Origin of the sequence: Kribbella antiqua, assembly GCF_004345665.1 — a bacterium.
Taxonomy (GTDB): Bacteria; Actinomycetota; Actinomycetes; order Propionibacteriales; family Kribbellaceae; genus Kribbella; species Kribbella antiqua.
This window is the reverse complement of record NZ_SLWR01000009.1, coordinates 266,636-292,828: the sequence shown is the minus strand read 5'-3', so window position 1 is coordinate 292,828 and position 26,193 is coordinate 266,636. Positions and strand designations below refer to the sequence as shown.

Annotated in this window: 26 protein-coding genes; 11 read left to right on the top strand and 15 right to left on the bottom strand. The window is 67.4% G+C overall.

Features of this window, described 5'->3' with window-relative positions:
• Positions 1-5 precede the first annotated feature (5 nt).
• On the bottom strand, positions 6-1,109 hold the full coding sequence (locus EV646_RS25860; protein ID WP_132152885.1) for a Gfo/Idh/MocA family protein: 1,104 nt from the start codon (positions 1,107-1,109) through the stop codon (positions 6-8).
• On the bottom strand, positions 1,094-1,735 hold the full coding sequence (locus EV646_RS25855; protein ID WP_241996323.1) for a ThuA domain-containing protein: 642 nt from the start codon (positions 1,733-1,735) through the stop codon (positions 1,094-1,096). The genes EV646_RS25860 and EV646_RS25855 overlap by 16 nt, the downstream gene beginning before the upstream one ends.
• 139 nt (positions 1,736-1,874) lie before the next feature.
• On the opposite strand from EV646_RS25855, the gene EV646_RS25850 reads away from it, so the two are divergent.
• The 5 genes from EV646_RS25850 (at position 1,875) to EV646_RS25835 (ending at position 6,509) form a co-directional block, all read left to right on the top strand.
• On the top strand, positions 1,875-2,213 hold the full coding sequence (locus EV646_RS25850) for an EF-Tu/IF-2/RF-3 family GTPase (RefSeq protein WP_132152883.1): 339 nt from the start codon (positions 1,875-1,877) through the stop codon (positions 2,211-2,213).
• A gap of 9 nt (positions 2,214-2,222) precedes the next feature.
• The gene (locus EV646_RS25845) at positions 2,223-2,990 is read left to right on the top strand and encodes an MBL fold metallo-hydrolase (protein WP_132152881.1); all 768 of its coding nucleotides are present in this window, start codon (positions 2,223-2,225) and stop codon (positions 2,988-2,990) included.
• Positions 2,991-3,098: 108 nt separating this feature from the next.
• On the top strand, positions 3,099-4,634 hold the full coding sequence (locus EV646_RS25840; protein ID WP_132152879.1) for an NCS1 family nucleobase:cation symporter-1: 1,536 nt from the start codon (positions 3,099-3,101) through the stop codon (positions 4,632-4,634).
• 127 nt (positions 4,635-4,761) lie between these two features.
• Positions 4,762-4,911 carry a hypothetical protein gene (locus EV646_RS38960; RefSeq protein ID WP_158291017.1) on the top strand — a complete coding sequence of 50 codons (150 nt, stop codon included), beginning with the start codon at positions 4,762-4,764 and terminating at the stop codon, positions 4,909-4,911.
• Positions 4,912-5,684: 773 nt separating this feature from the next.
• Complete coding sequence (locus EV646_RS25835) at positions 5,685-6,509, top strand: DUF3097 domain-containing protein (protein ID WP_132152877.1); 825 nt, start codon at positions 5,685-5,687, stop codon at positions 6,507-6,509.
• Here EV646_RS25835 and EV646_RS25830 read toward each other — a convergent pair.
• A complete protein-coding gene (locus EV646_RS25830; RefSeq protein WP_132152875.1) occupies positions 6,484-9,066 on the bottom strand; it encodes a DUF3376 domain-containing protein in 2,583 nt (860 codons plus the stop codon). The two genes, EV646_RS25835 and EV646_RS25830, sit on opposite strands and share 26 nt — an antisense overlap.
• 84 nt (positions 9,067-9,150) lie before the next feature.
• On the opposite strand from EV646_RS25830, the gene EV646_RS25825 reads away from it, so the two are divergent.
• Both EV646_RS25825 and EV646_RS25820 read left to right on the top strand, forming a co-directional pair.
• A complete protein-coding gene (locus EV646_RS25825; protein WP_132152873.1) occupies positions 9,151-9,774 on the top strand; it encodes a hypothetical protein in 624 nt (207 codons plus the stop codon).
• Between the two features lie 3 nt (positions 9,775-9,777).
• Positions 9,778-10,614 (top strand): hypothetical protein, encoded by an 837-nt coding sequence (locus EV646_RS25820; protein WP_132152871.1) that lies wholly within the window; start codon positions 9,778-9,780, stop codon positions 10,612-10,614.
• Here EV646_RS25820 and EV646_RS25815 read toward each other — a convergent pair.
• The 7 genes from EV646_RS25815 to EV646_RS25785 form a co-directional block, all read right to left on the bottom strand.
• Positions 10,611-11,618: a LacI family DNA-binding transcriptional regulator gene (locus EV646_RS25815; RefSeq protein ID WP_132152869.1), complete on the bottom strand. Its 1,008-nt coding sequence runs from the start codon at positions 11,616-11,618 to the stop codon at positions 10,611-10,613. The genes EV646_RS25820 and EV646_RS25815 overlap by 4 nt on opposite strands.
• A 50-nt stretch (positions 11,619-11,668) precedes the next feature.
• Complete coding sequence (locus tag EV646_RS25810) at positions 11,669-12,988, bottom strand: ABC transporter substrate-binding protein (protein WP_132152867.1); 1,320 nt, start codon at positions 12,986-12,988, stop codon at positions 11,669-11,671.
• A 218-nt stretch (positions 12,989-13,206) separates the two neighbouring features.
• Positions 13,207-14,406: a radical SAM family heme chaperone HemW gene (gene hemW / locus EV646_RS25805; RefSeq protein ID WP_132152865.1), complete on the bottom strand. Its 1,200-nt coding sequence runs from the start codon at positions 14,404-14,406 to the stop codon at positions 13,207-13,209.
• A 72-nt stretch (positions 14,407-14,478) separates the two neighbouring features.
• Positions 14,479-14,826 carry a VOC family protein gene (locus EV646_RS25800; protein WP_132152863.1) on the bottom strand — a complete coding sequence of 116 codons (348 nt, stop codon included), beginning with the start codon at positions 14,824-14,826 and terminating at the stop codon, positions 14,479-14,481.
• Positions 14,827-14,920: 94 nt separating this feature from the next.
• The gene (locus EV646_RS25795) at positions 14,921-16,369 is read right to left on the bottom strand and encodes a M81 family metallopeptidase (protein ID WP_199237207.1); all 1,449 of its coding nucleotides are present in this window, start codon (positions 16,367-16,369) and stop codon (positions 14,921-14,923) included.
• 45 nt (positions 16,370-16,414) lie between these two features.
• Positions 16,415-16,606, bottom strand: a complete 192-nt coding sequence (locus EV646_RS25790) for a hypothetical protein (protein ID WP_132152859.1) — start codon at positions 16,604-16,606, stop codon at positions 16,415-16,417.
• Positions 16,607-16,944: 338 nt separating this feature from the next.
• Positions 16,945-18,777: an AMP-dependent synthetase/ligase gene (locus EV646_RS25785; protein ID WP_132152857.1), complete on the bottom strand. Its 1,833-nt coding sequence runs from the start codon at positions 18,775-18,777 to the stop codon at positions 16,945-16,947.
• A gap of 108 nt (positions 18,778-18,885) precedes the next feature.
• On the opposite strand from EV646_RS25785, the gene EV646_RS25780 reads away from it, so the two are divergent.
• A complete protein-coding gene (locus EV646_RS25780) occupies positions 18,886-20,484 on the top strand; it encodes a peptide-N4-asparagine amidase (protein WP_132152855.1) in 1,599 nt (532 codons plus the stop codon).
• Positions 20,485-20,614: 130 nt separating this feature from the next.
• Here EV646_RS25780 and EV646_RS25775 read toward each other — a convergent pair whose 3' ends face one another.
• The 4 genes from EV646_RS25775 to EV646_RS25760 form a co-directional block, all read right to left on the bottom strand.
• Positions 20,615-21,202 (bottom strand): class I SAM-dependent methyltransferase, encoded by a 588-nt coding sequence (locus EV646_RS25775; RefSeq protein WP_132152853.1) that lies wholly within the window; start codon positions 21,200-21,202, stop codon positions 20,615-20,617.
• Between the two features lie 94 nt (positions 21,203-21,296).
• Positions 21,297-22,322: an aspartate-semialdehyde dehydrogenase gene (locus EV646_RS25770; protein WP_132152851.1), complete on the bottom strand. Its 1,026-nt coding sequence runs from the start codon at positions 22,320-22,322 to the stop codon at positions 21,297-21,299.
• 184 nt (positions 22,323-22,506) lie between these two features.
• On the bottom strand, positions 22,507-22,692 hold the full coding sequence (locus tag EV646_RS25765) for a tautomerase family protein (protein ID WP_132152849.1): 186 nt from the start codon (positions 22,690-22,692) through the stop codon (positions 22,507-22,509).
• 10 nt (positions 22,693-22,702) lie between these two features.
• A complete protein-coding gene (locus tag EV646_RS25760; RefSeq protein WP_199237192.1) occupies positions 22,703-22,975 on the bottom strand; it encodes a hypothetical protein in 273 nt (90 codons plus the stop codon).
• A 150-nt stretch (positions 22,976-23,125) separates the two neighbouring features.
• On the opposite strand from EV646_RS25760, the gene kduI reads away from it, so the two are divergent.
• From kduI to EV646_RS25745, 3 genes are read left to right on the top strand one after another with little or no spacing between them, the layout of a single operon-like run.
• On the top strand, positions 23,126-23,953 hold the full coding sequence (gene kduI, locus EV646_RS25755) for a 5-dehydro-4-deoxy-D-glucuronate isomerase (protein ID WP_199237191.1): 828 nt from the start codon (positions 23,126-23,128) through the stop codon (positions 23,951-23,953).
• Positions 23,950-24,702 carry an SDR family oxidoreductase gene (locus tag EV646_RS25750; protein WP_132152847.1) on the top strand — a complete coding sequence of 251 codons (753 nt, stop codon included), beginning with the start codon at positions 23,950-23,952 and terminating at the stop codon, positions 24,700-24,702. The genes kduI and EV646_RS25750 overlap by 4 nt, the downstream gene beginning before the upstream one ends.
• Before the next feature lie 10 nt (positions 24,703-24,712).
• Positions 24,713-25,477: an IclR family transcriptional regulator gene (locus EV646_RS25745; protein ID WP_241996322.1), complete on the top strand. Its 765-nt coding sequence runs from the start codon at positions 24,713-24,715 to the stop codon at positions 25,475-25,477.
• A 66-nt stretch (positions 25,478-25,543) separates the two neighbouring features.
• Here EV646_RS25745 and EV646_RS25740 read toward each other — a convergent pair whose 3' ends face one another.
• The gene (locus EV646_RS25740) at positions 25,544-26,170 is read right to left on the bottom strand and encodes an MOSC domain-containing protein (protein ID WP_132152845.1); all 627 of its coding nucleotides are present in this window, start codon (positions 26,168-26,170) and stop codon (positions 25,544-25,546) included.
• Positions 26,171-26,193 lie beyond the last annotated feature (23 nt).

Here is a 26,193-nt window from a genome sequence, read left to right as displayed (position 1 = left end):
ACGGGTCATGCCTGCTCGGGAGACGCCCCCAACGGTACGGCGGCCGGACGCTCGACCGTACTCGCGACGTCCACCGGCTGGTCCTGCGCCGCCGCCTCCAGGAACGACTCCAGTACGTCGAGCACGTGGAAGGCCAGGGCACCGTCGGCCCGGTGTGGCTCGCCGTTCCGGATCGCCCGGGCCATGTCCGCGACGCCGACACCCCGGCCGGCTCCGGCGTACCCACCGGCTACCGGGAGTTCCGTCCAGTCACGGTTCGTGGCGGTGGCGATCTCGACCGTGCCGTCGAAGCCGTTCGGGTCCGGCACCGACAGGCTGCCCTCGGTGCCGTGGACCTCGATCCGCGGCAGCCGCGCGGCCCACACGTCGAACGACATCAGCACAGTGGTCAGCGCACCCGACTCGTGCTCGAGCACGCCGGTCACGTGCGTCGGCACCTGGACGGGGAAGGTCTCACCGGCCCGCGGACCGGTGTGGATCTTCCGTTCTTGCTTCGACTGCCCGGCGCGCGCCGTGACCCGTCGTACTGGACCGAGCAAGGTGATCAGGCTCGTGACGTAGTACGGGCCCATGTCGAGGACCGGGCCGCCGCCGGGCTGGTAGTAGAACTCCGGCGCCGGGTGCCACAGCTCGTGCCCCGGGGTGACGAAGGAGGCCGTCGCGGCGGTCGGTACGCCGATGTCGCCGCGGTCGATGGCTGCACGGGCGGTCTGGGTGCCGGTGCCGAGCACAGTGTCGGGTGCGCAGCCGACTCGCAGGTTGTTGGCGGCGGCGTATTTCAGCAGTGGCTCGGCTTCGGCGCGGTCCACGGCCAGCGGCTTCTCGCCGTACACGTGCTTGCCGGCTTCGAGCGCGGCCTGGTGCACCGGCGCATGCGCGGCCGGGATGGTCAGGTTGAGCACGATGTCGACGTCGTCCGCGGCGTACAGGCTGTCCGGAGTCAGTGCGCGGATGGCCGGATTCTTGTCGGCGATCGCCTGCGCGCGGCTGACATCGAGGTCGGCCACCGCGACCACCTCGACACCGGGCAGCTTGGCCAGGTGATCCAGGTAGGTCCCGGAGATGACGCCCGTACCGACAATGCCGACGTGTGTCACTTGCTCGCCCACAGCAGCCCCCGCTCGATGATCGTCTTGACCTCCGGTACGGCGAGGTCGTCCAGCTTGTGGCCCACCGTGCAGACGAAGACCTTGCCCTCGCCCCAGGTCCGGGTCCAGATGGCCGGCATCGTGGCGCCCTCGATCCACGGGTAGTCCGGATGCGACTCGAAGGTGGTGGTGGCCAGGACGGTGTTGGTGGGGTCGTAGTGGATGTAGTACTGCTCGGTGTGGACGTCGAAGTGCTTGATGCCCTCGACGATCGGGTGCTCGGCGACGATGTCGACGCGGTAGTCGGTGAAGCCGTGCGGGTGCGAGATGAACTGGCCGCCGACGATGAAGTTGTAGTCGGCGCTGTTCCGGAACGAGTCGGCGATTCCGCCGTGCCACCCGGCCAGGCCGGTGCCCTTGCGGATCGCGGCGTCCAGGCCCTTCAGGTGCTCGTCGGGAATCTGGCTCATCGTGACGCACTGCAGTACGAGGTCGACGCCGTCCAGGTCGAGGTAGCTCTCGGTGGTGTCCGACACCGTGACGTCGAAGCCGTTGTCCTTGAGGAACGGGATGAACAGCTCGGTCGCCTCGACCGGGGAATGTCCTTCCCAACCGCCCCTGACCACCAGTGCACGTCGTGTCGTCACGCCGTCCTGCCCTTCGAAAGTTTCGGTGTCGCGATCGGAACATTTGCGAGTCGCTCCTGTGACATTAGGCCCCGCCCGACCGGCCTTCAAGTGCGATTCCGTCCTCTGGATAGGGCTTCCCTGTCGTTAGCGTGGGTGTATGGGATGGAAGTTCTGGAAGCGGCCGGTGAACACCTTTCCCGGGAAGAGGCCGCAGGACACGTTGCCGGTCGGGGCGTTCGGGCTGACGGTCGAGGACGTGTTCTCGATCACCGGACGCGGGACCGTCGTCACCGGCCGGGTGATCGCGGGAACGGTCGCGGTCGGCGAGCAGGTGCTGCTCAGCCGCGCCGGTACGCCGCTGCTGCAGACGCAGGTGACCGGGATCGACATGTTCCGCAAGACCACCCAGGTCGCGAAGGCCGGCGACAACGTCGGCCTGCTGCTCCGCGGCGTCGAGCGGGACCAGGTCCTCAAAGGGGATGTGCTCAGCAAGTAGGGTCGTGGCATGCCTTGGACCGAGTTGGGGGACCGCTGCTGGGTCCGCCGGTACGACGAATGGGACCTCAACGTCGGCCTGGTCGTCGGCTCCGACGGCGCGCTGGTGATCGACACTCGTGCGACCGTTGAGGAGGCGACTGAGCTGCTGGCACACATCCGCGAGCTCACCGACGCGCCGGTCCGCTGGGTGGTGAACACTCACTCGCACTTCGACCACGTCGTCGGCAACAGCGTCTTCGACCAGGCCGAGGTCTATGCGCAGGAGAACACGGCAACCGCGGCGAAGCTGACGGCCACCACCTTCGCCGTTGCCAAGGTCATCGATCTCGGCGACCGCCGGGTGGAGCTCCTGCACCTGGGCAACGCTCACACCTCCGGCGACGCCGTGGTCGTCGTACCGGATGTGGATGTGTTCTTCGTCGGCGACCTCATCGAGGAGTCGGCGCCACCGTCGTACGGCGACGACTCCTATCCGCTCGAGTGGCCCGACACGATCGACCGCGTGATCGGTCTGCTCTCGGACACCGCGAAGGTCGTCCCCGGCCACGGCGCAGTCGTCGACGCGGAGTTCGTACGCACGCAAGCCGGCGACCTGGGCACAGTCGCCAACACCATCTCCGGCCTGCACCACGCCGGCACTTCGCTCGACGACGCCCTCAAACACCCCGACGACTGGCCCTGGCCCCTCGAGCACCTCCAGGACGCGATCAAGCGCGGCTACGAATCTCTCGGCACTCCCCGCAGACCCACCCTCCCCCTCCTCGGCCCCAGCTGACCTGCTGGGCTGTCCGGTCGTTCGGTAATTGTCCGTTGACATGACGTGAGCTCGTGACGCAACTTGTTGCGAGGTGCTTGTCCTCGACCGGATGGGGTGGTGGGACCGATGGCCACGACTGAGCAGACTTTCCATCCCGACGGGCGAGTCGAGCTGACCGACCCGGCCGCGCTCGCGAACAGCCCGTACGCCAACGCGGAGCTCGCGCCGACCCGGCTGCCCGAGCGCAACTGGACGACGTACAACTACGCCGCTTTGTGGATGGGGATGGCGCACAACATCCCGAGCTACCTGCTCGCCGCGGGTCTGGTCGCGCTCGGGATGAACTGGCTGCAGGCGTTCATCACCATCACCCTCGGGAACCTCATCGTCCTCATCCCGCTGCTGCTGAACAGCCACGCCGGGACGAAGTACGGCATCCCGTTCCCGGTCTTCGCCCGCGCCTTCTACGGCGTCCGCGGCGCGAACTTCCCGGCCTTGCTGCGCGCGTTCATCGCCTGCGGCTGGTTCGGCATCCAGACCTGGATCGGCGGCCAGGCGATCTACGTGATCGTCGGGGAACTGGCCGGCTCCGGTTGGACCGACGCGTCCGCGATCGGCGGGCACCCGTGGACGGTGTGGCTGAGCTTCGCGTTCTTCTGGGTGATCCAAATGGTCCTGATCTGGCGCGGCATCGAAGGCCTGCGCCGATTCGAGAACTGGGCCGCGCCGCTCGTCACGGTCGCCTTCCTCGCGCTGATGATCGCGATCCTGGTCAAGGCCGGCGGCCTCGGCCCGATCCTGGACCAGCCGTCGAAACTCGGCTGGGACGCCGACTTCTGGAAGATCTTCGCGCCGTCACTGATGGGCATGATCGCGTTCTGGGCGACCCTGTCGCTGAACATGCCGGACTTCACCCGGTTCGGGAAGGGTCAGCGCCAGCAGGTCTGGGGCCAGATCATCGGCCTGCCGACGACCATGTCGTTCATCGCGCTGGTCTCGATCATCACCACCTCCGGCACCGTGCTGGTCTACGGCTCCGCGATCTGGGACCCGGTCGAACTCACCCGCCGGTTCGAGAACCCGGTGATCGTCACCATCGGCCTGATCATGGCGATCCTGGCGACCATGTCGTGCAACGTGGCCGCGAATGTGGTCAGCCCGTCGTACGACTTCGCCAACGCCCTCCCCCGCTGGCTGAACTTCCGCACCGCGGGACTCCTCACCGGCGTGATCGGCATCGTCATCCAGCCCTGGCGGCTGATCTCCGACCCGTCGATCTACATCTTCGTCTGGCTCTCCTTCTACGGCGGCCTGCTCGCCTCCGTCGCCGGCGTCCTGATCGCCGGCTACTGGCTGATCGACCGCACCAACCTCTTCCTCGCCGACCTCTACCTCCCCGGCCGCCGCTACTGGTACGCCGCCGGCTGGAACTGGCGAGCCGTGGTCGCCACCCTCTTCGGCTCCCTGCTGGCCGTAGGTGGCGCCTACTCCAACCCCGGCGCCGGCCCCTTCCCCACCGACGGCCTCATCCCCTTCCTCAAACCCCTCTACGACTACTCCTGGGCCGTAGGCCTAGCCGCCGGCCTCCTCTCCTACCTAGCCCTGACCATCACCTCCCCCACCCGCTCCCCCTCCGCCACCCACGCAGCCCCCACCTTCTGACGTCCCCGCGGCACGACGGTGTGCCGCAGAATCCGAAGGTGATTGGGCTGCCGCTGCTCCGGGCGTATGGCGGGGTGTCGCCGAAGACCAAGGTGGTTGCGGGGCGCTGCTCCGGGCGTACGACGGAATGCGCGAGACGAAGGTGCGGTCGAGGGCGCGGCTCCGGGCGTACGACGGATCGCCCGAGGCGAAGGTGTGGTCGAGGGCGCGGCTCCGGGCGTACGACGGATCGCCCGAGGCGAAGGTGTGGTCGAGGGCGCGGCTCCGGGCTGCGTGATGGTGCTAGTCCGGCCGGCGGGTGTCAAGGGCGCCTCCTTCGTCGGCGTCGCTGCGCGATCTTCGACCCTTGACACCCACCACCCGAACCAGGGAAGGACGCAGCTATCCCGGAGCTGCTCACCCGAGTGGTCGCGTGCCGGAGGTGGATACGGGTGGTGCGGCCGTGAAGCGTGCGGACCGGGTCGTGCGGCACCGGAGGTGGCTGTCGGGCCGGGCCCGATAGCGGGTTGTGTGATGGCTGGCGGCTTACTTGCCGCTATCGATCAAACAACCCGCTATCGAGCCGGCGAATCAGCCCTGGTGCCCGCGATATGGCCGGTTTCGTCCGCATGCCGGGATCGGCCGGGCCTGGCACAAGAAGCCGGGGCCCGACACAGGTTATTTCCTGTGTCCGCCCCCCAGTACCTGTGTCAGCCCACCAGCACCTGTCCCAACCCACCCAGGCGACCCCACCCCGACCCCGCCAACACACAAACCACCCGCAGCCGAAACCATCCACCCCGGCCCCGGGCTACAGCTCCCCGCGGGCTTCGCATAGCTGCGTCCTTCCTGGTCGGGGTGGTGGGAGTCAAGGGTCGAAGATCGCGCAGCGACGCCGACGAAGGACGCGCCCTTGACGCCCACCACCCCGACCAGCACACTCACGCAGCGAAGCCCGCGGCAAATCACCTCCATCTAAACGCGAGACAAACCCGCACCAAACGAGCAAACAGCACCCCAGACGTGTGTGGCTGACCAGTAAGCCAGCCGTCGAAGACATACGGTTGTCCGGTGGCTGATCGGTATGGGAACGACGTGCTGTCCGGGGACTGGCGGAAGCCGAAGAACGGCCGGACCGTCGAGGTCGAGCTAGAAAAAGGCATGGTCGTCGAAGAGCCGAGCTCCGGCTTCGTAGGCGCCGTAGTCCGCTGGGAGCACGGCGTGGTCGACCTAGAAGACCGCCACGGCAGAATCAAGACCTACCCCCTAGGCCCCGGCTTCTGGCTCGACGGCAAACCCGTCAGCCTCAAAGCCCCGAAGAAAGCCGCCCCAGCCAAGAAGACCCGCACTGCATCCGGCTCGGTGGCCGTCGACAACGTACGCGCGAAGGTCGCCAGAGCCAGCCGCATCTACGTCGAAGGCCGCCACGACGCCGAGCTGGTCGAAAGGGTCTGGGGCGACGATCTGAGGATCGAAGGCGTCGTCGTCGAGTACCTAGAAGGAGTCGACGACCTCCCCGGCATCGTCAACCGCTTCCAGCCCGGCCCCGGCAGGCGTCTCGGCGTACTGGTCGACCACCTGGTCGAAGGCTCCAAAGAGTCGAAGATCGCCGCGCAGGTGACCAACAAGCACGTGCTCGTCGTCGGCCACCCGTTCATCGACATCTGGGAGGCGGTCAAGCCGTCTTCGGTCGGGATCAAGGCGTGGCCGAAGATCCCGCACGGGCAGGACTGGAAGAAAGGCGTGCTGCAGACGTTCGGCTGGCCCGCGACCGACCAGGCCGACGTCGCCGCGGCGTGGAAGCACATCCTGTCCAAGGTGAACAGCTTCGCCGACCTGGACCCGGCCCTGCTCGGCCGGGTGGAGGAGCTCATCGATTTCGTGACTCTGGACTGATCGGCGGCATCCGGATCTCGATCCAGGCCCGGATCCGGTCCCGGGTCCGGCCGATGAACCACGTCACGACCCCAAGCACCGCGCCCAGAGCAATCACCAGCCCGGCCAGCAGAGCCGCGATGATCCGTACGACGGCCACGTCGACGACCGCAGCCACCACCAGCAGCACCACGCCCAGGCCGATAGCTGCCAACGGCAACCACTGCTGGAAGAGCAGCGGGCGTCGAGCCGGCGTCAGTTTCGGGCTGCGCACGACCCGGCTCCACATGGTGTCACGAGCGGGTTCGGTGAACCATCGCGCACTCCGCAGCAACCACGACCCGGGCTGATGTTTCCGGCCAGCTGTCGCCTTGATCCAGTCGCCCACCTGCGGCCCGAGACCGCCGGACACCTCGACCATCCGGTCGGCCAGGCCCTTGGTGGTGGCGCGGCCTTCGGTCGACTGGTTCAGCTCGTCGCGCATCGTCGTCAGCGCGGCGAGACCGGCGTCGGCCGGGAAGTCGTCGGCCAGCCGCTGGATCCGCTCGGCGACCTTCTCGATCTTCCAGTCCTCGGCCTCCAGCACCTGCCGTTGCGTCTCCCGGATCCAGTCCGGATCGGCGCCGAGCATCGCGCCCAGGTGGGCGACGCAATGCAGCCGGCCCATCAGCCAGTCCCACCGCCGCCAGTCCGCCGCGCCGAACGCACCGAAGTGCCCGACCTGCGTCCCGTACAGGATGCGGTCCTTCAGATCGTTGGCGATCGACCCTTCCTGCAGCTCGTCCAGCAGCGTCAGCGGGATGTCCGGCCCGAGCCGGAGGAACTGGAACGGCGCACTCCGCTGCTGCGGCGTCCGCGCCGACGTACACCGCGACACGATCTCGACCTCGAGCGCGGTGTCGACCAGCTCCCAGCCGACGGCCGCGATCAGGTCGGCGAAGGCATCGCCGAGCGCTCGCTGGATCTGCAACTCCTTGAAGATGTCGTTCAGCCCGACCGCGACCGCCTCGGCACCACCGGCCGGGCGCAGGTCGAGGTCGGCCTTCGCCAGCTTCTCGTTCAGCGCGTCCCGCACCGCCTGCGTCTTCAGCAGACAGTCGCTGGTCGCCTTCAGCCGCCGCTCGAGCTCGTCCCGCTCCGATGGCGGTGTCGCGCCGATCCGCGTCCGCAGCGACCGAAGGATCAGCCGTACGACGCGCTCGGCCGCGCCGGTCCCCCACAACCAACTGGGGTTGCCTTCGGCATCATGCTGCAACGCCGCCGTCGACCCGTCCGGCGCCGGCACCCAAGGATGCTCGGTCGCCAGGATCTCGTCGATCTCGGCCTCGGACAGCGCGGTTTTCGCGTCCAGCACGGTCGCATGCTCCTCGCTCGCGATCGTCACCGCTTCCCACACGCCGCCGGCCGCCCGGCCCCGCGAGTACGTGGGCTGCAAGGCCTTGGCCGCCGCCCGCAGCCGCTCCCGCTCGTCTGGTTGCTCGATGCAACGATCGAAGAGTCGCTGGGTGTCGGACCAGGACGCGTCCGCCTCCATCAGCAACCGCTCGAGCTGCTCGACGTCGGACCGGAAGTCCACCTCGCGCGGGAACTGCACGGCAGACAACGCCGACACTCGCCAGCTGGGCTCCTTCGCACCAGGCAGCGCCGTCGACGCACTCCCGATCCCTGCCTGCGGTACGACGTACAGCACATATCGACTGGCTCGTCCGGCCACCGGACGCCGCGCCACGACATCGAGCACCGGCCCGAACGGCGCGTTGTCCAGTACGCCGCCATCGACCAGCCAGGCACCGGATTTCGCGATCGAAGGCTGCATGCGCGGCGGTGACGCAGCCAGCTTCGGCGTCTCCAGCACCGGTCCGAACGCGGCCGGGAACGATGCGGAGGCACGGGCCGCGCGGGCCAGCAGCTCGGTGTCCTTCAGCCCGTTCTTCTCGACCTCGCTGAACCTCCGGCTGACACCGTCGTACTCTGCCGCGTTCTCGCTCGTGAAGCGGAACAGGTACCGGTGATCGGGTACGACGAATCGCTGCCCGGCCGCGTCCGTGGCCTCGAACTGCTGGACGCCCAGCCCGGACGCCGTGACGAACAAGGTGACGGGTTCCTCGGCGGCCGGCTCGCCCGCGTCGGCGACGCCCTTGAGCAAGCTCTGCAGCTCTTGCAGGAAGTACTTGCCGTCGAGCACCGACGACGACTTCGCACCGGCCGACGGCACCAGCTTGCCCACCTCGAGCGACCCCAGCCCCACCCACTTCTGCCGCAGCCACGGTCCGCGCGAGCCGTCCGGGTCGAGGGTCGAGCCGTTCGAGATCGCTGTCGCCAGCAACGATCCGTTCAGGCCGCCCGCGCTCGTACCCGCGATGACGTCGACCACCACCCGCCGCCGTTCGTCACCGCGGCGGCACAGCTCGCGCCACCTTTGGGTGAGGACTTCGTCGTACGGCTGCGGCCCCGGCGCGCCCTTCGGACCGGACGCCCGGCGGATCAGGTCCAGCTCGTGAGTCACCCCACCCATCCACACGGCGAGGCTGACCCCACCGTTCAGGACCAGCGCGATCCGGATCTCGTGATCGGTCATGGATCCCCCCTCTTTGTGTCAGGGATACCACGGTGGTGACAAGGACACCACCCAGAGTCATTCTGGTGGCTAGGGGTGGTCGTCATGTTCAGGAAAGTGCTGGCGGTTGCGGCGTTCGCCGTACTGGTGGCGGGGTGTTCGGACACAACGAACGGTGGCGGTTCGACCATCGCTCCGACCGTCACGGAGTCGACCGGCGAGCCGAGCCCGGAGCCGACCACGCCGGAGTCCACGGGCACGAAGATCGACAAGCCGTCGATCAACATCGCCAACGCACCCATCGGCGGCGACAACCCCGATGTCGACGGCGTCAACCACTGCGCGATCGTCAACTGGCTCGGCCGGAAGCCGCTGCCCGACGGTACGACGATCACCGTCGAGTCGTTCCACCTCGCCGTCGAGAAGGTCTTCGTGCTCGATCAGTCGGCATGTGCGGACGACAAACGGCCGTGTACCGGCGTCAAGTGGCAGTCGGACAACTTCACACCGTGCTACGTCGGCGCCCGGCAGATCGCCAACCATGACGACGAGGTCGATCTGATCATGAAGGTGTCCGCGACCTGCGAAACCCAGAAGGACTGCGACAGTCTGGCCAAGGGTTTCGGCAAGACCCAGATCTCCTTCTTCCCGGACATCATCGAGACACCGACGAGTGAGACGCCCTCGGAGCAGCCGTCGCCGGATGACACGACTCCGACGGACGGGTGACGGATGGCGGAGGAGCGGTCCCAGGCCGAGCGCTGGGTGAACTTCGCGGCCGGGATCGTCACCCCGGTCACGCTGATCAGCGCGCTGCTGTTCTACTTCGGCTACGTCTCCGCCCGATCGCAGTACGAGTACTTCGGTATCGACGTCGACACCATCGGCCTGAGTACGCAGGACTACGTGATGCGCAGCCCGCAGCCGCTCCTGGTCCCGCTGCTCGTCATCACCCTGCTCGCGGTCGGCGGCCTGCTGCTGCACAACGCGATCCACCCGTCCGAGACCGGCGTACGACGAGCTCGCATCGTCGCGGGCGTCGTACTCCTCCTGGGTGTGCTCGGGCTGCTCCTCTATCCCTTCCTCGGTGAGATGCCGTACTACGCCCTCGTCGTACCGGGGGTGATCGGTTTGGCGGCGGCCGCGCTCGCTTACATCGCTTACCAGCGGCGCAAGCTTGATCCGGAGGGCGGCAGCCCGCGGGTCCTGATCGTGCTGCTCGCGCTCGTCACGGTCACGTGTGCGTTTTGGGCTACGGCGACGACGGCGCAGTACTCGGGACGCGGGCTGGCGAAGTCGGATGCGCGTCATTTGGACCGCTTCCCGGTGGTCATTCTGGATACGAAGGAGAAGCTGGCGCTGCGATCACCGGGGCTGGAGGAGACGGCCTTGCGGCCGGGGGCCGGTCAGACCTTCAACTACCGCTATCGCGGGCTGCGGCTGCTCGTCGTCGGGGAGAACCGGCTCTTCCTGGTCCCGCAGAACTGGACCGCGTCGAACACCACGCTCGTCATACCGCTGGACAGCTCGATCCGGGTGCAATTCCAATTCGAGAACGACCCACCCTAGGCCGAGTCGCGGATGATGAGCTCCGTGTCGTAGATCTCTGGGCTGGTCAGCTCGGCGCCGCCGATCTTCGCCAGGACGATCTCGGCCAGCCGGGCGCCCAGCTTCTCCAGCGGCTGGCGGATCGTGGTGAGCTTTGGCGTCGTGGTTGTCGCCATGACCGAGTCGTCGAAGCCGACCACCGCGACATCCTGCGGCACCCGGCGGCCGCGTTGCGACAACACGCGAAGGGCCGCGGTCGCCATCAAGTCGGACGCGACGAAGAGCCCGTCCAGGTCGGGATGCTGGTCGAACAACTGCTGAGCAGCCGCTTCACCACCGTCGGCCGTGAAGTCGCCGTAGGCAACGGCTTCGGTCAGCCCGGCCTCCGAAACAACCTCCTTGTAGCCGGTCAGCCGATCCAGTCCGGCCGTCATGTCCAGCGGGCCTGCGATGGTGCCGATCTTGCGACGCCCGAGCGAGAGCAGGTACTCAACCGCCGTACGCGCCCCCGCGACGTTGTCCACATCCACACTCGCCACCGGTACGTCGACGCCGAGCGGCCGCGCGCTGAACACGATCGGCAGCGGCAACTGGGCCAGCTCCTGCAACACGTTGTCGCGCCAGTGGTGGCTGATGATGATCGCGCCGTCGACGTGCCCGCCGCGCAGGTACCGCAGCAGCCGCTGGTCGTCGCCCTCGGCCGGCTCGATCAACAGCACCAGCTGTGACGAGGTCGGCGCCAGCGTCCGGCTCACCCCGCGCAGCATCCCGGCGAAGAACGGATCCGAGAACACCCGGCTGTCCGGCTCCGGCACCACCAAGGCAACCGAATCCGTACGACGGGTCACCAGCGCCCGAGCGGCCCGGTTCGGCACATAGCCGAGCTGACCGATCGCGCGCTCGACCGCGGCCACCGTGTCCGGCAGCACCTTCGGCGATCGGTTCACAACGCGCGAGACAGTGGCGCGGGACACTCCCGCCAGCGCCGCAACCTGCTCCAAGGTCGGAGAACCAGATTCCTTCATCGGTCCTCCCGGGTCTCGAATCTGTGCCGCGTTCACAACTTAGTACGTGTTCAGCCCTGCTTTCGCGTGTTCGCGGCATTGTCGGCGAGTTCAAGCGCCTGCTTCCAGGCCGCGTCCGCGTTCTGCTTGCCGTCGTCGACCCGGGTCAGTGCGGCGCTGAAGACCTGGTTGATCGCGCCGTCGCGAGGGCCCTTGTGCTGCTTGAGGATGACGTTCTTGGCCCGGTTGACGAAGATCTGGCCGACCGGCGCGTTGTTGAAGTACGGGTTCACCTGGGACTTGACCTGCTGGTCGTCGTACGCGTCCAAGGTGGAGGGGAACGAGCCGATCTTCTTGAAGACCTTGACCTGTTGCTCCGGCGCGGTCAGCCAGGCCGCCAGCTTGGCCGCCTCTTCGGGCTGCGTCGACTGTGTCGGGACGGTCAGGTACGAGCCGCCCCAGTTGCCGCCGCCACCAGGGAACACATCGGCGACATCCCACTTGCCCTTGCCGTAGCTGCCCGCGTTCCCCTGGATCACGCCGAGCATCCAGCCCGGGCAAGCCATGGTCGCGAACGCATCGGTGCGGAACGCCTTGTTCCAGGCGTCGCTCCAGGCCGGCAGCTTCGCGGACAGCCCGTCCGCGCTGCCCTGGACGACCTGGTCCCAGGTCTTCTTCAGCAGCGGGTTCTCGGCGCCGAGGTAGCGGTCCTGGTTCGAGTAGTAGGCTTGGATCAACTGGTTGCGCATCGCCTCCCAGGTCAGCACCGCGGAGTCGTACCAGGCCGAACCGGGCACCTTCTGCTTGAACTTCCGCCCGGTCGCGAAGTACGACGACCAATCCGGGAACAGCTTGGCGACCTCGGCCCGGTCGGTCGGCAGCCCGGCCTTCGCGAACAGGTCCTTGCGATAGCAGATCGCCTCCGGCCCGATGTCGGTGCCGTAGCCGATGATCTTCCCGTCCGGCGTGGTCGCGCCGGCGACCTTCCAGTCCAGCCAGCGGTCCTTCAGGTCGTCGGCGCCGTACTCGCGCAGGTCGACGAACTTGTCCGCCTTGGCCAGATAGTTGTAGATCCAGCTGACCTCCATCGCCTCGATGTCGGCCATCCCGGACCCGGCGGCCAAGTTGGTGTCCAGGTTCTTGATGTGCGCGTCGACGGTCGGCGCCTTGCGCTCGACGATCTTGATGTTCGGGTGCAGGGCCTCGTACTCGCGGTAGAGATCGTCGTACCCGAACTCGTTGAACGTCGCGATCGTGAGCTCGACCCTGGGCTGGTCCTCATCGTTGCCCGAGGCATCGGATCCGCCGGCCGCACCGCAGGCGGAGGCGAGCAGGACCGCGCCACAGGCGAGCAGCACTGCTATGGGGCGATAGCCGGCACAAGGCCGCATGGCTTGCTCCCAGGAACTGGACGGAGTTGAGGGGAGAGCGCTCTCGGATCGCGAGAGTGTGCTGAGTTTCGAGGGCCTCAACCAGATATGTCAAGCACCGTGCCGTCACTCTGAGACACGGCTCGGCTGGAGCTGGCGTGTCGTCACGAAGTGTCGCATGCCCGTCACCGAATGCACCACTAGCTGGGAGTTTGCTGGGTTTGCGGCACAGACCTGTTTCAGGGGAGCAGGTCGCGGACCACCGCATCGGCGAGCAGCCGACCACGCGGAGTGAGCACGAGCCGGTCAGCCCGCTGTACGACGAGCTCCGGCATGTCGGCCGCCGCGGCTCGCCCAGCCTCGTCGAGTACGTCGAGCGGCAGGCCCGCCGCCAGCCTGATCTCCAGCAAGACCCGCTCCACGCGACGCGTCTCGTCGTCGAGCGTCTCCCGTGCGTACGCCGGACTCACCCCGGCGTCGATGCGCTCGGCGTACGCGCTGGGGTGCTTCACGTTCCACCACCGGACGCCGCCGGCATGGCTGTGTGCGCCGGGGCCGATGCCCCACCAGGTGTCGCCGCGCCAGTAGATCTCGTTGTGCCGGCAGCGGGCGTCCTCGGTCCGCGCCCAGTTGGAGACCTCGTACCAGCCGAGTCCCGCGTTGGTGAGCAGCTCGTCGGCCAGCACGTACTTGTCGGCGAGGTCGTCGTCGTCCGGCATCGGGAGTTCGCCGCGCCGGATCCGGCGGGCGAGTTGGGTGCCGTCCTCGACGATCAACGCGTAGGCGCTGACGTGGTCGGGCTCCGCGGACAGCGCCGACTCGAGCGAGGCGCGCCAGTCGTCGAGCGACTCCCCCGGCGTGCCGTAAATGAGGTCGAGGTTCACGTGCTCGAAGCCGGCCGCCGTCGCTTCCTTGACCGCCTGCAGCGCTCGGCCGGGTGTGTGTTGCCGGTCGAGGATCTTCAAGACGTGCGATGAGGCGCTCTGCATGCCGAAGCTGACCCGGGTGAAGCCTGCTTCTCGCAGCTCCTCGAGGTATTGCGGGTCGACCGACTCCGGATTCGCCTCCGTCGTCACCTCCGCGTCCGGCGCCAGCCCGAACTCTTCGCGTACGGCGGCCAGCATCCGCCCGAGGTCCTTCGCCGGAAGCAGGGTCGGCGTACCGCCGCCGAAGAACACGGTGTCGACCGGCCTGTCGTCGAGCACCCGCCGGGCGAGGCGGACTTCCTTGATCGCGGTGTCGGCGTACGACGCCTGGGACGCACCGCCGCCGAGCTCCTTCGCGGTGTAGGTGTTGAAGTCGCAGTACCCGCAGCGGGACGCGCAGAAGGGCACGTGCAGGTAGAAGCCGAGCGGCCTGGTGGCGGCTTCGGCGACGGCGGCTTGCGGCAGCGACCCGTCCCGGGGCGCAACCTCCCCCTCGGGCAGTGTCGACGGCACCCGACCATCGTACGGACCTTTTCGAAACGCGATCGCCGCGAATCTGTGGTAGCGCGCCGTGGTCAGCTGACTTCAGGTGTCTTGAAGGAGACCGAGTACGTTGCCGTCGGGGTCTGTGACGGTGGCTACCAGGCGGCCGCCGCCTACGTCGTGGGCGGGTTCTTTGATGATCGCGCCGGCGGCGGTTACTTCGGCGAGTTTGGCTTCGATGTCGGTGACGTGCCAGTAGGCGACCGGCGACGTCATGGCCTGGGGGCCGCCGCCGGGGACGAGGCCGATCTGCTGGCCGGCGGCCTCGAAGCCGACGTAGTAGGTCGAGTCGGTGGTGGGCTGCATCCCGAGCAGCGCGGCGTACACCTGCTTCGCCTTCTCCAAATCCGAAACCGGGTGCAGCACAGTCTTGATTCCCTCAGTGGACATCGTCACTCCTGTAGTCGTAGGCCTGTTCATGCACATACCTCGACGCTAGTTCCGGCTCCAGGACGACGCTTCTTGATTCCTGATCGATCGGACCTCAGAGCAGTTCGGGGGCGAGGGTTGGGGTGGGCATGTCGGGGTCGAAGGGGTACATGGGGCGGTCGATGTGGTGGTGGCCGAGGCTGAGGAGGTCTTGGTTGACGCCGCCTGGGGTGAGGGCGAGGAGCCAGTCGGCGGCCATGGCGTAGAGCTCTGGTTCCAGGTAGCCGATCTTGACGATGACGAGGTCGGCCTTGCGTGGTTCCAAGCCAAGCTGGGTGAAGTCGGATTCCAGGTGGTACGGCTTGCGTCTGGACGTGACGATGACGTGTAGACCGCCGGTTCGCAGTACGGCGACACCTTCGGCGGGATCGACCGCGGCGACCTCGGCCTTGAGCGATACGGGCCCGCACGGGCCGGAGTCGATCTTGCCGCCGACCTCGACGCTGACCGTCGTACCGACGCCGGCAGATATGGCAGCCGCGGTCACTTCGGGGTCGACGATGGCGGCGTAGATCGTGGTCAGGCCGGGATCGGTGATCGCCGGGGTGCGCAGGAGCGCGTCGAGCGTCCACGACGTGTCGCCCGCTCCGCCCGCGGTCGGGTTGTCGCCGGAGTCGCTGATGAAGAACGGCCGCGCCGTACTCTCGACTGCTCGCTCGACGCACTCGGCGAGGGTCCCGGTCGGTGCGACGAACTCGAACTCGTCGTGTGCCTCCCAATAGGCCTCAGCCAGTCGCTGAGCCTGTACGGCGATGACCGTCTCGTCGTCACCGGTGACCACGACCGCGGCCTGGCAGCGGGGTTCGTCCGCCCACGCGTAGCCGACCCAGATCGCCGCGTCCAGTACGCCGTCCATCGCCTCGACTTCGTCGACCAGCGCGTAGATCCGCTTGGCCGGGTCGATCCGCGTGCTCGTCTTCTCGCCGGGCAGCAGGACTGGAACCTGCACCCACGCCTTCTGGGGACGCCCGCCGGAACGCAGCCGCGCCACCAGGTTGCGCGCTGCGCGTTCCCTGGTGTCCCATGCGTCGGTGTGCGGGGCCTTGCGGTAGCAGGTGATGAGGTCGAGCGTCTCCGCGAGCTCACGAGACACGTTGCCGTGCAGATCCATCGACGCCGAGAGCAGCACGTCCGGGCCGACGATCTCGCGGATGCCCGCAACGAACTCGGCCTCGATGTCGGTCCGGCCCAGCACACTCATCGCGCCGTGGAAGTCGATGAACACGCCATCCAGCGGCTCCACGTCAGCCAACCGCGAGTAGATCTCCCCGGACAGACGCTCGTACGTCTCCTCGGTGACCGGTCCACCCGGTACGGCGACCGCGTGCAGCAGCGGCACCCACTCGACCCCGTCTCCCGGTTTGAGAAAGTCATACCGCGCGAGCAACTCGTCTCCACGTGTCACCCGGAAATCGTCGATCGTGGTCCGGTGTGGCGAAAACGTACTCGACTCGATCGCGATCCCGGCAATACCTATCCGCAACGGTTCCGACCTACTGTGCACAGAGGATGAGCTCACCGGACAATCATCCAGCACCGCGGCTGATTCTCAACCGCCCTGGGGGTCGGCGCAGAGGAATGGAGGTCGCGAACCACCGGAATGGTAGTGGTAGCGCTTACCGTCGGCTTCGAGGATGACGCGGTAGCCGTCGATCAGCGCCTGGGTGTAGCTCATGCCCGGCTCCGGGCAGCCGAGGCTGCCATCGCTCCACGTCATCTCCTCCGAGCTCACGACTGTCACTTGACCAGCATCGACGCCCAGACGTGCCACGAGGTCAGCCTTGGCCAGTTCCACCGGACCGGCCCCTGGCGACGCGGACGGTCGTGAGCTACTTCCGGTCGGAGACATCGTCGGATCCTCACCCGCTCCAGATTCGTTGCCGCATGCACCCAGCAACATCGCGACCGCTACCAGACCGGCCCATCTCATCCCGATTACCTCCCACTGTAGGACGAGGCAGCGGCGCCAACCGTTGCAGTGGGAGCGTACGGACGAACGGGTAGTGGTCGCCCGCCCGCGGTGTGGTCAGGCGGGTGGCGGTTCCATCTGCCCGACTACCACCCGTTCGTCGGCACGCGCTACTCGTACATCTTGTCGAGCACGTCGGCGTACTCGTTCTCGACGTGCTTGCGCTTGAGTTTGAGGCTGGGGGTCATCTCGCCGGACTCGACGGTGAGGTCGCGGTCGAGGATGGTGAACTTCTTGATCGTCTCCCAGCGATTCAGGCCGAGGTTGAGCTCGTCGACGTAGCCCTGGACCATCGCGTGCGCCGCGTCGGAGGTGACGATCTCGGCGTACGACTTGCCGGCCAGGCCGTTCTGGGCGGCCCAGCCCTGGATGGCGTCGGCGTCGAGCGTCACCAGGGCGCTGACGAAGTTGCGCTTGTTGCCGTGCACAACGAACTGGCTGGCGTACGGGCAGATCGTCTTGAACCGGCCCTCGATCACCTGCGGGGCGACGTACTTGCCGCCGGAGGTCTTGAACAGGTCCTTCTTCCGGTCGGTGATGAAGAGGAACTCGTCGTCGAAGTGGCCGATGTCGCCGGTGTGGAACCAGCCGTCGGCGTCGATCACCTCGCCGGTCTGCTCCGGCTGGTTGTGGTAGCCGCTCATCACGCCCGGGCCCTTGATCAGGATCTCGCCGTCTTCGGCGATCTTCGCTTGGGTGCCGGGGAAGATCGGGCCGACGCTGCCGAGCCGGTACTGACCGGGCCGGTTCAGCGACGAGCCGGCCGCTGTCTCGGACAGGCCGTAGCCCTCCAGGATCAGCAGCCCGGCCGCGTGGAACCACTCGGCCAGCTTCTTGTCGAGCGCCGCCGAGCCGGAGACGAAGAACCGGATCCGCCCGCCGAACCGGGCCCGGATCTTCGACAGCACCAGCTTGTCGGCCAGCGTGAACTGCGCGGCGAGCGCGCCACCCGGCTCCTTGCCCTGCTGACGCAACTCCGACACCCGCTCGCCGACGCCGAACGCCCAGTGGAAGAGCTTGGCCTTGACGCCGCCCTCAGCCTCCATCATCGTCACGATCCGGGCGTGCGCCTTCTCGAAGATCCGCGGCGCCGCTGCCATGAACGTCGGCTGAACGACAGCCGCGTTCTCGACAATCTTGTCGATCCGGCCGTCGATCGCGGTGGCGAAACCGATCTGGAACTGCACGGCGAGCAGCACCTGCCCGAACACATGCGACAACGGCAGCCAGAGGAACTGCAGGTCATCCGGGCTCAGGACCTGGATCCCTTCCACCGCAGCGCCCTCGTACGTCCAGACCGAGTGCGGCAGCCGCACGCCCTTCGGACGCCCGGTGGTGCCGGAGGTGTAGATCAGCGTGCAGAGGTGGTCGGGCTTGATCTGGTCAAGCCGCTCCTCCACCGCCGACCCATGCTGTTCCAGGTACTTCGTACCGAGCTCGTCCAGCGCCGCCAGCGAGACCACCCAGTCACCGTCGGCCTCCGGAGGCTCGCCGTCGATCAGGACGACCTTCTGTAGCGACGGCGTCTCGGACCGGTGTTCACGCAGCTTGTCCAGCTGGCCCGCATCCTCGGCGAACACCACGTGGACATCGGCGTCCCCGACGATGAAGGCGACGTCGGTGGCCATCGTGGTCGGGTAGATCGTGGTCGTGGCGGCGGCCGCGAGTACGGCGGCCAGGTAGCACTCGACCCACTCCATCCGGGTGCTCGAGGCGACCGCGACGCGCTGCTCCGGCTCGACGCCGAGGGCGATCAGCCCGGCCGCCCGGCGGCGCGCCAGCTCGTCCAGCTCGCGCCAGGTGAGTGACTTCCACTGCTCACCCGACGGGTACCGGAAAGCCTCGCGGTGGGGGGTCGCGGCGACCCGGTCCAGGAACATCTGGGCCATGTTGTCCTTGCGGTTGCTCAGCACCGCGAGCTGGCCGGGATCGGCGACTGTCATCTCTGGCCTCCATCGGGGGTCAAGTAACCGGAGGGTAATCGCTAGCGGGCATCGGTGACCATGGCACCCGCTTGCCCGTGGTCACCTTCTCCATTACGTTTCCGCAACATGCGCATCCGGCCAGTGGCCCTCATCTCACTATCCGTTCTACTCCTCGGCAGGTTGGTCCCCGCGAGCGCCGCTCCGGCGCCGTCTGAGTTCGGGTCTGACTACGACGACCCGCGGACGCCCGGCCCGGCGGTCGCGGTACCGAACACGAAGCACTGCTCGGTCGAGATCGTCCGCAACCAGTTCAAGAACTTCGATCCGTACACCTCCACCTACACTCCCCCGGCCGCCTGCCAGGGACCGTGGTCCAAGGTCGTGCTGCGGATGCACGGCGAGGTGAAGGGAGTCCAGTACGACCGGCTCGGCCACATCACCATCGGCGGCGTCGGCGTCTTCCGCACCTCCACCCCGGAGCCGAGCACCGACGGCATCGCCTGGGACGTGCAGAAGGACGTCAGCTCCTACATCCCCTTGCTGCGTACGGCGCAACCGGTCGTGATGGAGCTTGGCAACGTCGTCAACGAAGCCTACACCGGCATCCTCGACATCACCGTCACGCTCGACTTCTACACCACCGGTCCCGGCGCACCTGCCGCGAAAACCGCTCAGGAAGTCCTTCCGCTGCAGGATCAGCGCCGCGAGGACTCCGACCTGATCGGTACGGCGACGCTGCCGCGGAACACCACGCGGTTGCTCGGTGAGATCTACGTCACCGGCTCCGGCGGCGGCTGCGAGGAGTTCTGGGACACCTCGGCGCCGGAGTCGACCGGATACTCCTGCCCGGACGGATCGCCGTACCGGGAGGTCGAGGTGTCGATCGACGGCAAGCTGGCCGGGATCGCGCTGCCGTACCCGTACATCTACACCGGCGGCTGGTCGAACCCGTATGCCTGGCGTCCGTCGCCGGCGCCGCGCGCGTTCGACATCAAGCCTTTGACGTACGACCTCACGCCGTTCGCCGGGCTGCTGACCGACGGCAAGGCGCACGAGTTCCGGGTCCACGTGGCCGGCGTCCCGGCCGGTCAGAGCGGCTGGTTCACGGTTCCCAACTTGCACGTGTGGACGGACGCCAAATGGAGCCAGACGCATGGCGGGCTCACGTCGTACGCGGTGACGCCGCTGAGCAAGACCGATGACGTGACCGGCGCGCCGGGCGACGCCGGATCCGTTCGGATGAAGGCTTCCCGCAGCCTCAAGATCAGTGGCTACGTCGACACCTCCGCCGGGCGAGTCCGTACGACGGTCCAGCGCGCGCTGAGCAACGAGTCGGACCACACCTGGGCAGCGGGCGAGTCGCGCGACACCCTCGACGCGAACTGGCGCGACATCTCGACCACCAGCACCGGCGGAAAGATCGAACGTACCGACCTCGGCTACGGCAAGAACGGCTACATCAGCTTCTTGCCTAACGCAACGATCCCCGGCGGGTACGACGTCGTCACCGACCTGTCGATTGTCGACAATGCTCGTACGACGTCCGGCGTCACCACCGAGACGTACGACGGCCGCGCTTCGTGGATCTACGGCGTACCAAGGGATCAGCGGCATGCGACCGGAACTCAGACCGTCCGCTACAAGGCCGTTGGAGCCGGCGGTTGCTACGACCACACGTTGAGTGCGGTCAACGGCGTGTATGTGAAGGACTTCTACCGCTGCTGATCAAGCTCGCGGAGCTTGGCGCGGACCGTCTCGGCATCGGGACGGTCCAGCGCCTCGAAGATCTCCAGCGCTTCGGTCCAGCTGGCCCGAGCCGCCGGAGCCGGTCGATCGCGACTACCCCGCTGTGGGATCAGGCGGACTTGCTGACCACCACGCGGTGGATGGTTCGGCCGGAGCTGGCGCTGGTGACTTCCTCGTCCACGAGGAGTTCGCTGGCGCCGAGTGCGTCCTTGACTGCGGCCGCGTCGACTGCGGCGTACAGGCGGCCGGCGTCGTCACGCTGATCGGTGGGCGACACCCGCCAGGTCAGGTACAGCACGCCACCCGGCTTGAGGATGTCGACCAGCCGTCGTACGGCGGGTGCGACTGCGGCGGGCTCGAGATGCATGATCACCGTCTCGCACAGCACGTTGACGAAGCTGCCGCTGGCGACCCCGTCGAGCTCAGGCAGCGCCGCCGCTCTGAACTCGACCTCCGGATGCCGGCGCTCAGCCTCGGCGCGCAGCCCGTCGGATGGCTCGAACCCAACCGCGGGAAAACCGTTCGCCGTCAGCCAGGCGGCATCACGCCCGCTCCCGCACCCAACGTCCGCCGTCAGCCCAGGCCGAAAGTACTTCCGAACAATCGCCTGCAGATCAGTACCAGCCGGCTGCGTCTCCCAATCCTCGGCATACTCCCCAGCCCCAACGTCGTAAGCCCGCAAGGTCTCCGTATCCACAGAGGCATCCTCCACCCCACCTCTCTCGACGTCAACCTTCTCGACATCAAGAGATCCCGCGCTGATCAAGCTGTTTGCGGCCGGCGGAGGTGGCTCAGCGGGTGGCTAGGAGTTCGGCGATTTGGACCGCGTTGAGGGCTGCGCCCTTGCGGAGGTTGTCGTTGGAGATGAACAACACCAAGCCGCGGTTGTCGGGGACGGACTGGTCTTGCCGGATGCGGCCGACGTACGACGGGTCCTGGCCGGCTGCTAGTAGCGGCGTGGGGAGGTCGGCGAGGGCTACGCCGGGGGCGGCGGCGAGGAGTTCGGTGGCGCGCTCGGGGGTGATCGGCTCCGCGAACTCGGCGTGGATGCTGAGCGAGTGACCGGTGAAGACGGGCACGCGGACGCAGGTGCCGGCGACCGGCAGGTCCGGGATGTGCAGGATCTTGCGGCTCTCGTTCCGCAGCTTCTGCTCCTCGTCGGTCTCACCGGTGCCGTCGGCAACAATCGATCCGGCCAGCGGGAGCACGTTGAACGCGATCGGCCCGGCGTACACCTTCGGCTCGGGCAGCGTGATGCCCTCGGTGCCACGAGCGAGCCGGCCGCCAGCCTCGGCGAGCGCCCGCGCCTGATCCTCGAGCTCGCTCACACCGACGCCGCCAGAGCCGGACACGGCCTGGTAGGTGGCGGCGATCAGCCGGGTGAGCGTCGCCTCCCGGTGCAGCGGCGCGAGCACCGGCATCGCGGCCATGGTGGTGCAGTTCGGGTTGGCGACAATGCCCTTCGGCAGGTTCTCGAGGTCGCCCGGATTCACCTCGGAGACGACGAGCGGTACGTCGGGATCCATCCTCCAGGCCGACGAGTTGTCGACCACGACAGCTCCGGCCGCCGCGACCTTCGGCGCGAACTCCTTCGACGCAGTCTTCCCGTTGGAGAACAGCGCAAGCTCAAGCCCGCTGAAGTCGGCAGTAGCAGAGTCCTCGACAGTGATCTCCACGTCACCGAACGGAAGCTTGCTCCCAGCCGACCGCGCCGACGCGAAGTACCGAATCTCATCCACCGGGAACTTCCGCTCAACCAGCAGCTCCCGCATGACGCTGCCAACCTGACCCGTGGCCCCAAACACTCCTACTCGCATGCCCCAGACAGTAGTAGCTGTCCGCCACGCCCGCCCCGCAATTCCAGCAACCGGACCCCAGCCACTCACCAACCCGCATCCACTCCGCGGGTTCACGCTCACGCGACCGGCCCTGCATCGGCAGAACCGAGGTTGGTGAGTGCTGGAGGTCCGCACGGCCGAGACCCAGCCGCCGCGTCAGCCGTCAGGCGTCGGCGACGAGTACTCCGCCGTTGGCGACGTCGGTGGTTTCGATCTCCTGGAAGACGATGCGGACCGACTCTCGCTTGGCGTTCAGGATGGCGATCGCCGACTCGGTGACGGCGGCGACGAATTCGCGGCGCTGGTCGAGCGTGCGGCCGGAGAGGAGTTCGACGGTGATATTTGGCATGGATTCGCTCCTATGGTTGAAGGTTTACAGCGGTTGGGCGGGCGGTGACCTCGTCGGGGTCGGTGTTCAGCGACGCCACCAGCTCGTCGACTTCCGGGCGGCGTTCCGGCAACAGTAGGCCGAGGCCGACGTACACGACCAAGGAAGTTGCCAGTGGCAACGCGACGACCAGGGTGGTGTCGGTGGACTCGATCCCCGTCTTGATCTTGGTGCGCGACCAGAGTCCGATCAGCACCATCAACACGAAATAGCCGACCAGGACCGTCCAGTCCACTGCGGTCATGAGGGTTCCTCCCAGGGGCGATGGGCGAATGACTGGAAGGTTCCAGAGAACAGAACTGAGTGTCAAGAGGCGGAACCCGGAACAATCCGCGTGCCTGTTCCAAAGCCGAGAAGGTTTGACACCTGGTTCCGTGGGATAGAACCTGGTTCTGTGACAGCTCTGCAGATCAGGCACGCCACCCATCCCGAGCAGGTCCCCGGCTTCGACACCGCCGCGCTGCGCCGGCACTACCTTGTCGACAATCTCTTTGTCCACGACACGATCAGCGCAGTGCTCACCCACCACGACCGGATCGTCCTCGCCGGCGCCCGGCCCGCCACCGGCCCACTGGAGCTCAGCACCTGGCCCGAGCTGCGCAGCGAGTACTTCCTCGAACGCCGCGAGGCCGGCATCGTCAACGTCGGCAAGCCAGGCACGATCACCGCCGACGGCACGAAGTACGAGCTGACGACGGGAGCCTGCCTGTACGCCGGTCGCGGCACCCGCGAGATCACCTTCGAGGGCAGCGACGCCGCCTTCTACATCTTCTCGGCACCCGCCCACACGAACTTCCCGACCACGCTGGTGCAACCCGGCGAAGGCAACCGTCTCGAGCTCGGCGACCAGCAGACCGCGAACCGCCGCACGATCGACCAGTACATCCACGCCGACGGAGTCCGCAGCTGCCAGATCGTCCTCGGCGTCACGACCCTCCACCCCGGCAGCACCTGGAACACCATGCCGGCGCACACGCATGATCGTCGTACCGAGTGTTATCTGTACTTCGGCCTGCCCGAGACCGAGCGGATCGTCCACCTGCTTGGCGAACCCGACGAGACCAGGCACCTGCTCGTCGCCGATCGGCAGGCGGTGATCTCCCCCAGTTGGTCGATCCACTCCGGCGCGGGCACGTCGTCGTACAGCTTCGTCTGGGCGATGGCGGGCGAGAACCAGACGTTCACCGACATGGACGGCGTCGACGTACGGGATCTGCGGTGACCTTCAGTTTGGCAGGCCGTACGGCGCTCGTGACCGGAGCCAGGCGTGGAATCGGAGCGGCGATCGCGGCCGGATACGCGGCTGCGGGCGCCGAGCTGATCCTGATGGCGCGCGACGCGGCGCTCGAGGAAACGCTGGAAGCGATCAAGGCCAGCGGCGGCGGCGAGGCAACGATCATCACTGCCGACTTCGCCGATCCATCAGCAGTGGAAGCGACCGCTGCCGAGCTCGTAAAGACACGGCGCATCGACATCCTGGTCAACAATGCCGGCACGATCCGGCGCGCGCCCGCGGCCGAGACGACCACAGCTGACTGGCAGCACGTGATCGACGTGAACCTCAACTCCACCTGGGCCGTGACCCGGCCGATCGGTGCCGCGATGGCGGAACGCCGTACCGGGAAGATCATCACGATCGCGTCGCTGCTCAGTTTCCAGGGCGGGATCACCGTTCCGGCTTACACTGCGAGCAAGCACGCGGTCGCGGGACTGACCAGAGCGCTGGCCAACGAGTGGGGGCCGTACGGCGTTCAGGTGAACGCGATCGCGCCCGGATACATCAGCACCGACAACACGACCGACCTGCGTGCGGACCCGGCTCGGGAAGCGGCGATCCGGGATCGTATCCCCGCCGGCCGCTGGGGGCGGCCGGACGACATCGTCGGCGCCGCGGTCTTCCTGGCCTCGGCGGCCGCCGACTATGTCAACGGTCACGTCCTCCCCGTCGACGGCGGCTGGCTGGCCAGATAGGAGTGACAAGATGACCGATATGAGCTCGCCCTCGGCCATCGACAAGACGCTGATGGTGCTGGACGCCGTACTGGAGCATTCGCGGTTCACCGATGTCGTCAACGCGACCGGGCTGGCCAAGTCGACTGTGCACCGGATCATGGCTTCGCTGGTCGAGCACGAGTTCGTCGCGCAGGCCGAGGACGGCTCGTACCATCCCGGGCCGAAGGCGCTGCGGCTTGCGGGGCATGCGCTCACCAATGTCGACCTCGCGACGGTCGCGCGGCCCGTGCTCGCCGATCTGGTTGCGCAGACTCGCTGCACGGTTCATGTCGGTCTGCTCAATGGCGACGAGGCGATCTATGTTGCTCGGCTCGACGGCCCGAAGCCGTATCGGATGCCGTCGCGCGTCGGGAAGGCCTTCTGGTTGCACTGCACTGGCATCGGCAAGGCGCTGCTGGCTGAGAAGGACGACGAAGCTCTCGATGCACTGATCACCCGCACCGGTTTGCCCGCGCGTACGCCGTTGACGCACACGACCGCGGCGGCTTTGAAGGCCGACCTCGCCCAGGTCCGCGCCCGCGGTTACGCGCTCGACGACGAGGAGAACGAGCCCGGCATCCGCTGCGTCGCCGCGGTCATCCACGACCACACCGCCGCCGCGATCGCCGCCGTCAGCATCTCCACGCTCTCCCTGGAGCAATCCATCGCCCAGGTCGCCCTGATGGCGCCGGCCGCGATCGAAGCCGCCCGCAAGATCTCAGCCGCTCTGGGCTACCGCGAACCCACCAACTGACGCGCCCCGGCCCACCGCACCACCGGCACGAACAACGCTCCGATCACCGCGGACCACACACCCTAGTCATGCGCGGGCGGCGACGCGGCGCGCCAGTTCGATCATCTCGTCGCCGAGGTCGGCGCCGGAGTCGAGCATGCGTTGCATGCGGGCCGGGTCTGGCGAGCCGAAGACCTCGCCGACGGTGACCTCGTGGGCGGGACGGTGGATGATCTCGATCGGGTCGCCCGCGCCGATGGTGCCGGTCTTCAGGACCTTCAGATACGCGCCCGGTCGGCCCTCGCGGTGGAAACGCTTGATCCAGCGAGGAATTCCCATCCGGTGCTCGAACGTCACGCAGGGAATCCGCGGATACCGGACCATCACCTCGACGTCCGGCCCGATCCGCCAGACCTCGCCGATCAGGGCTCCGGTGATGTCGAGCCCATCGGTGCGCAGGTTCTCACCGAACAGGCCGGTGGGGATGCTGCGGTCGAGTTCGGCGGACCACCACTGGGCGTCCTCTTCGGCGTACGCGTAGAGCGCCTGGTCGGGACCGCCGTGGTTCTTGGTGTCGCAGACGCTGTCACCGGCGAGGCCGAGCTCGCCCACCTGGACGCGGCCCGGCTGCGGTCGCTTGTCGATGGCGGTCAGTCCGGTTTCCTTCGGACCCGGGATCAGCTCTTCCACCACATTGACCGTCAGCAACCGCATACCCGCATACTCTCCCGCCGGGC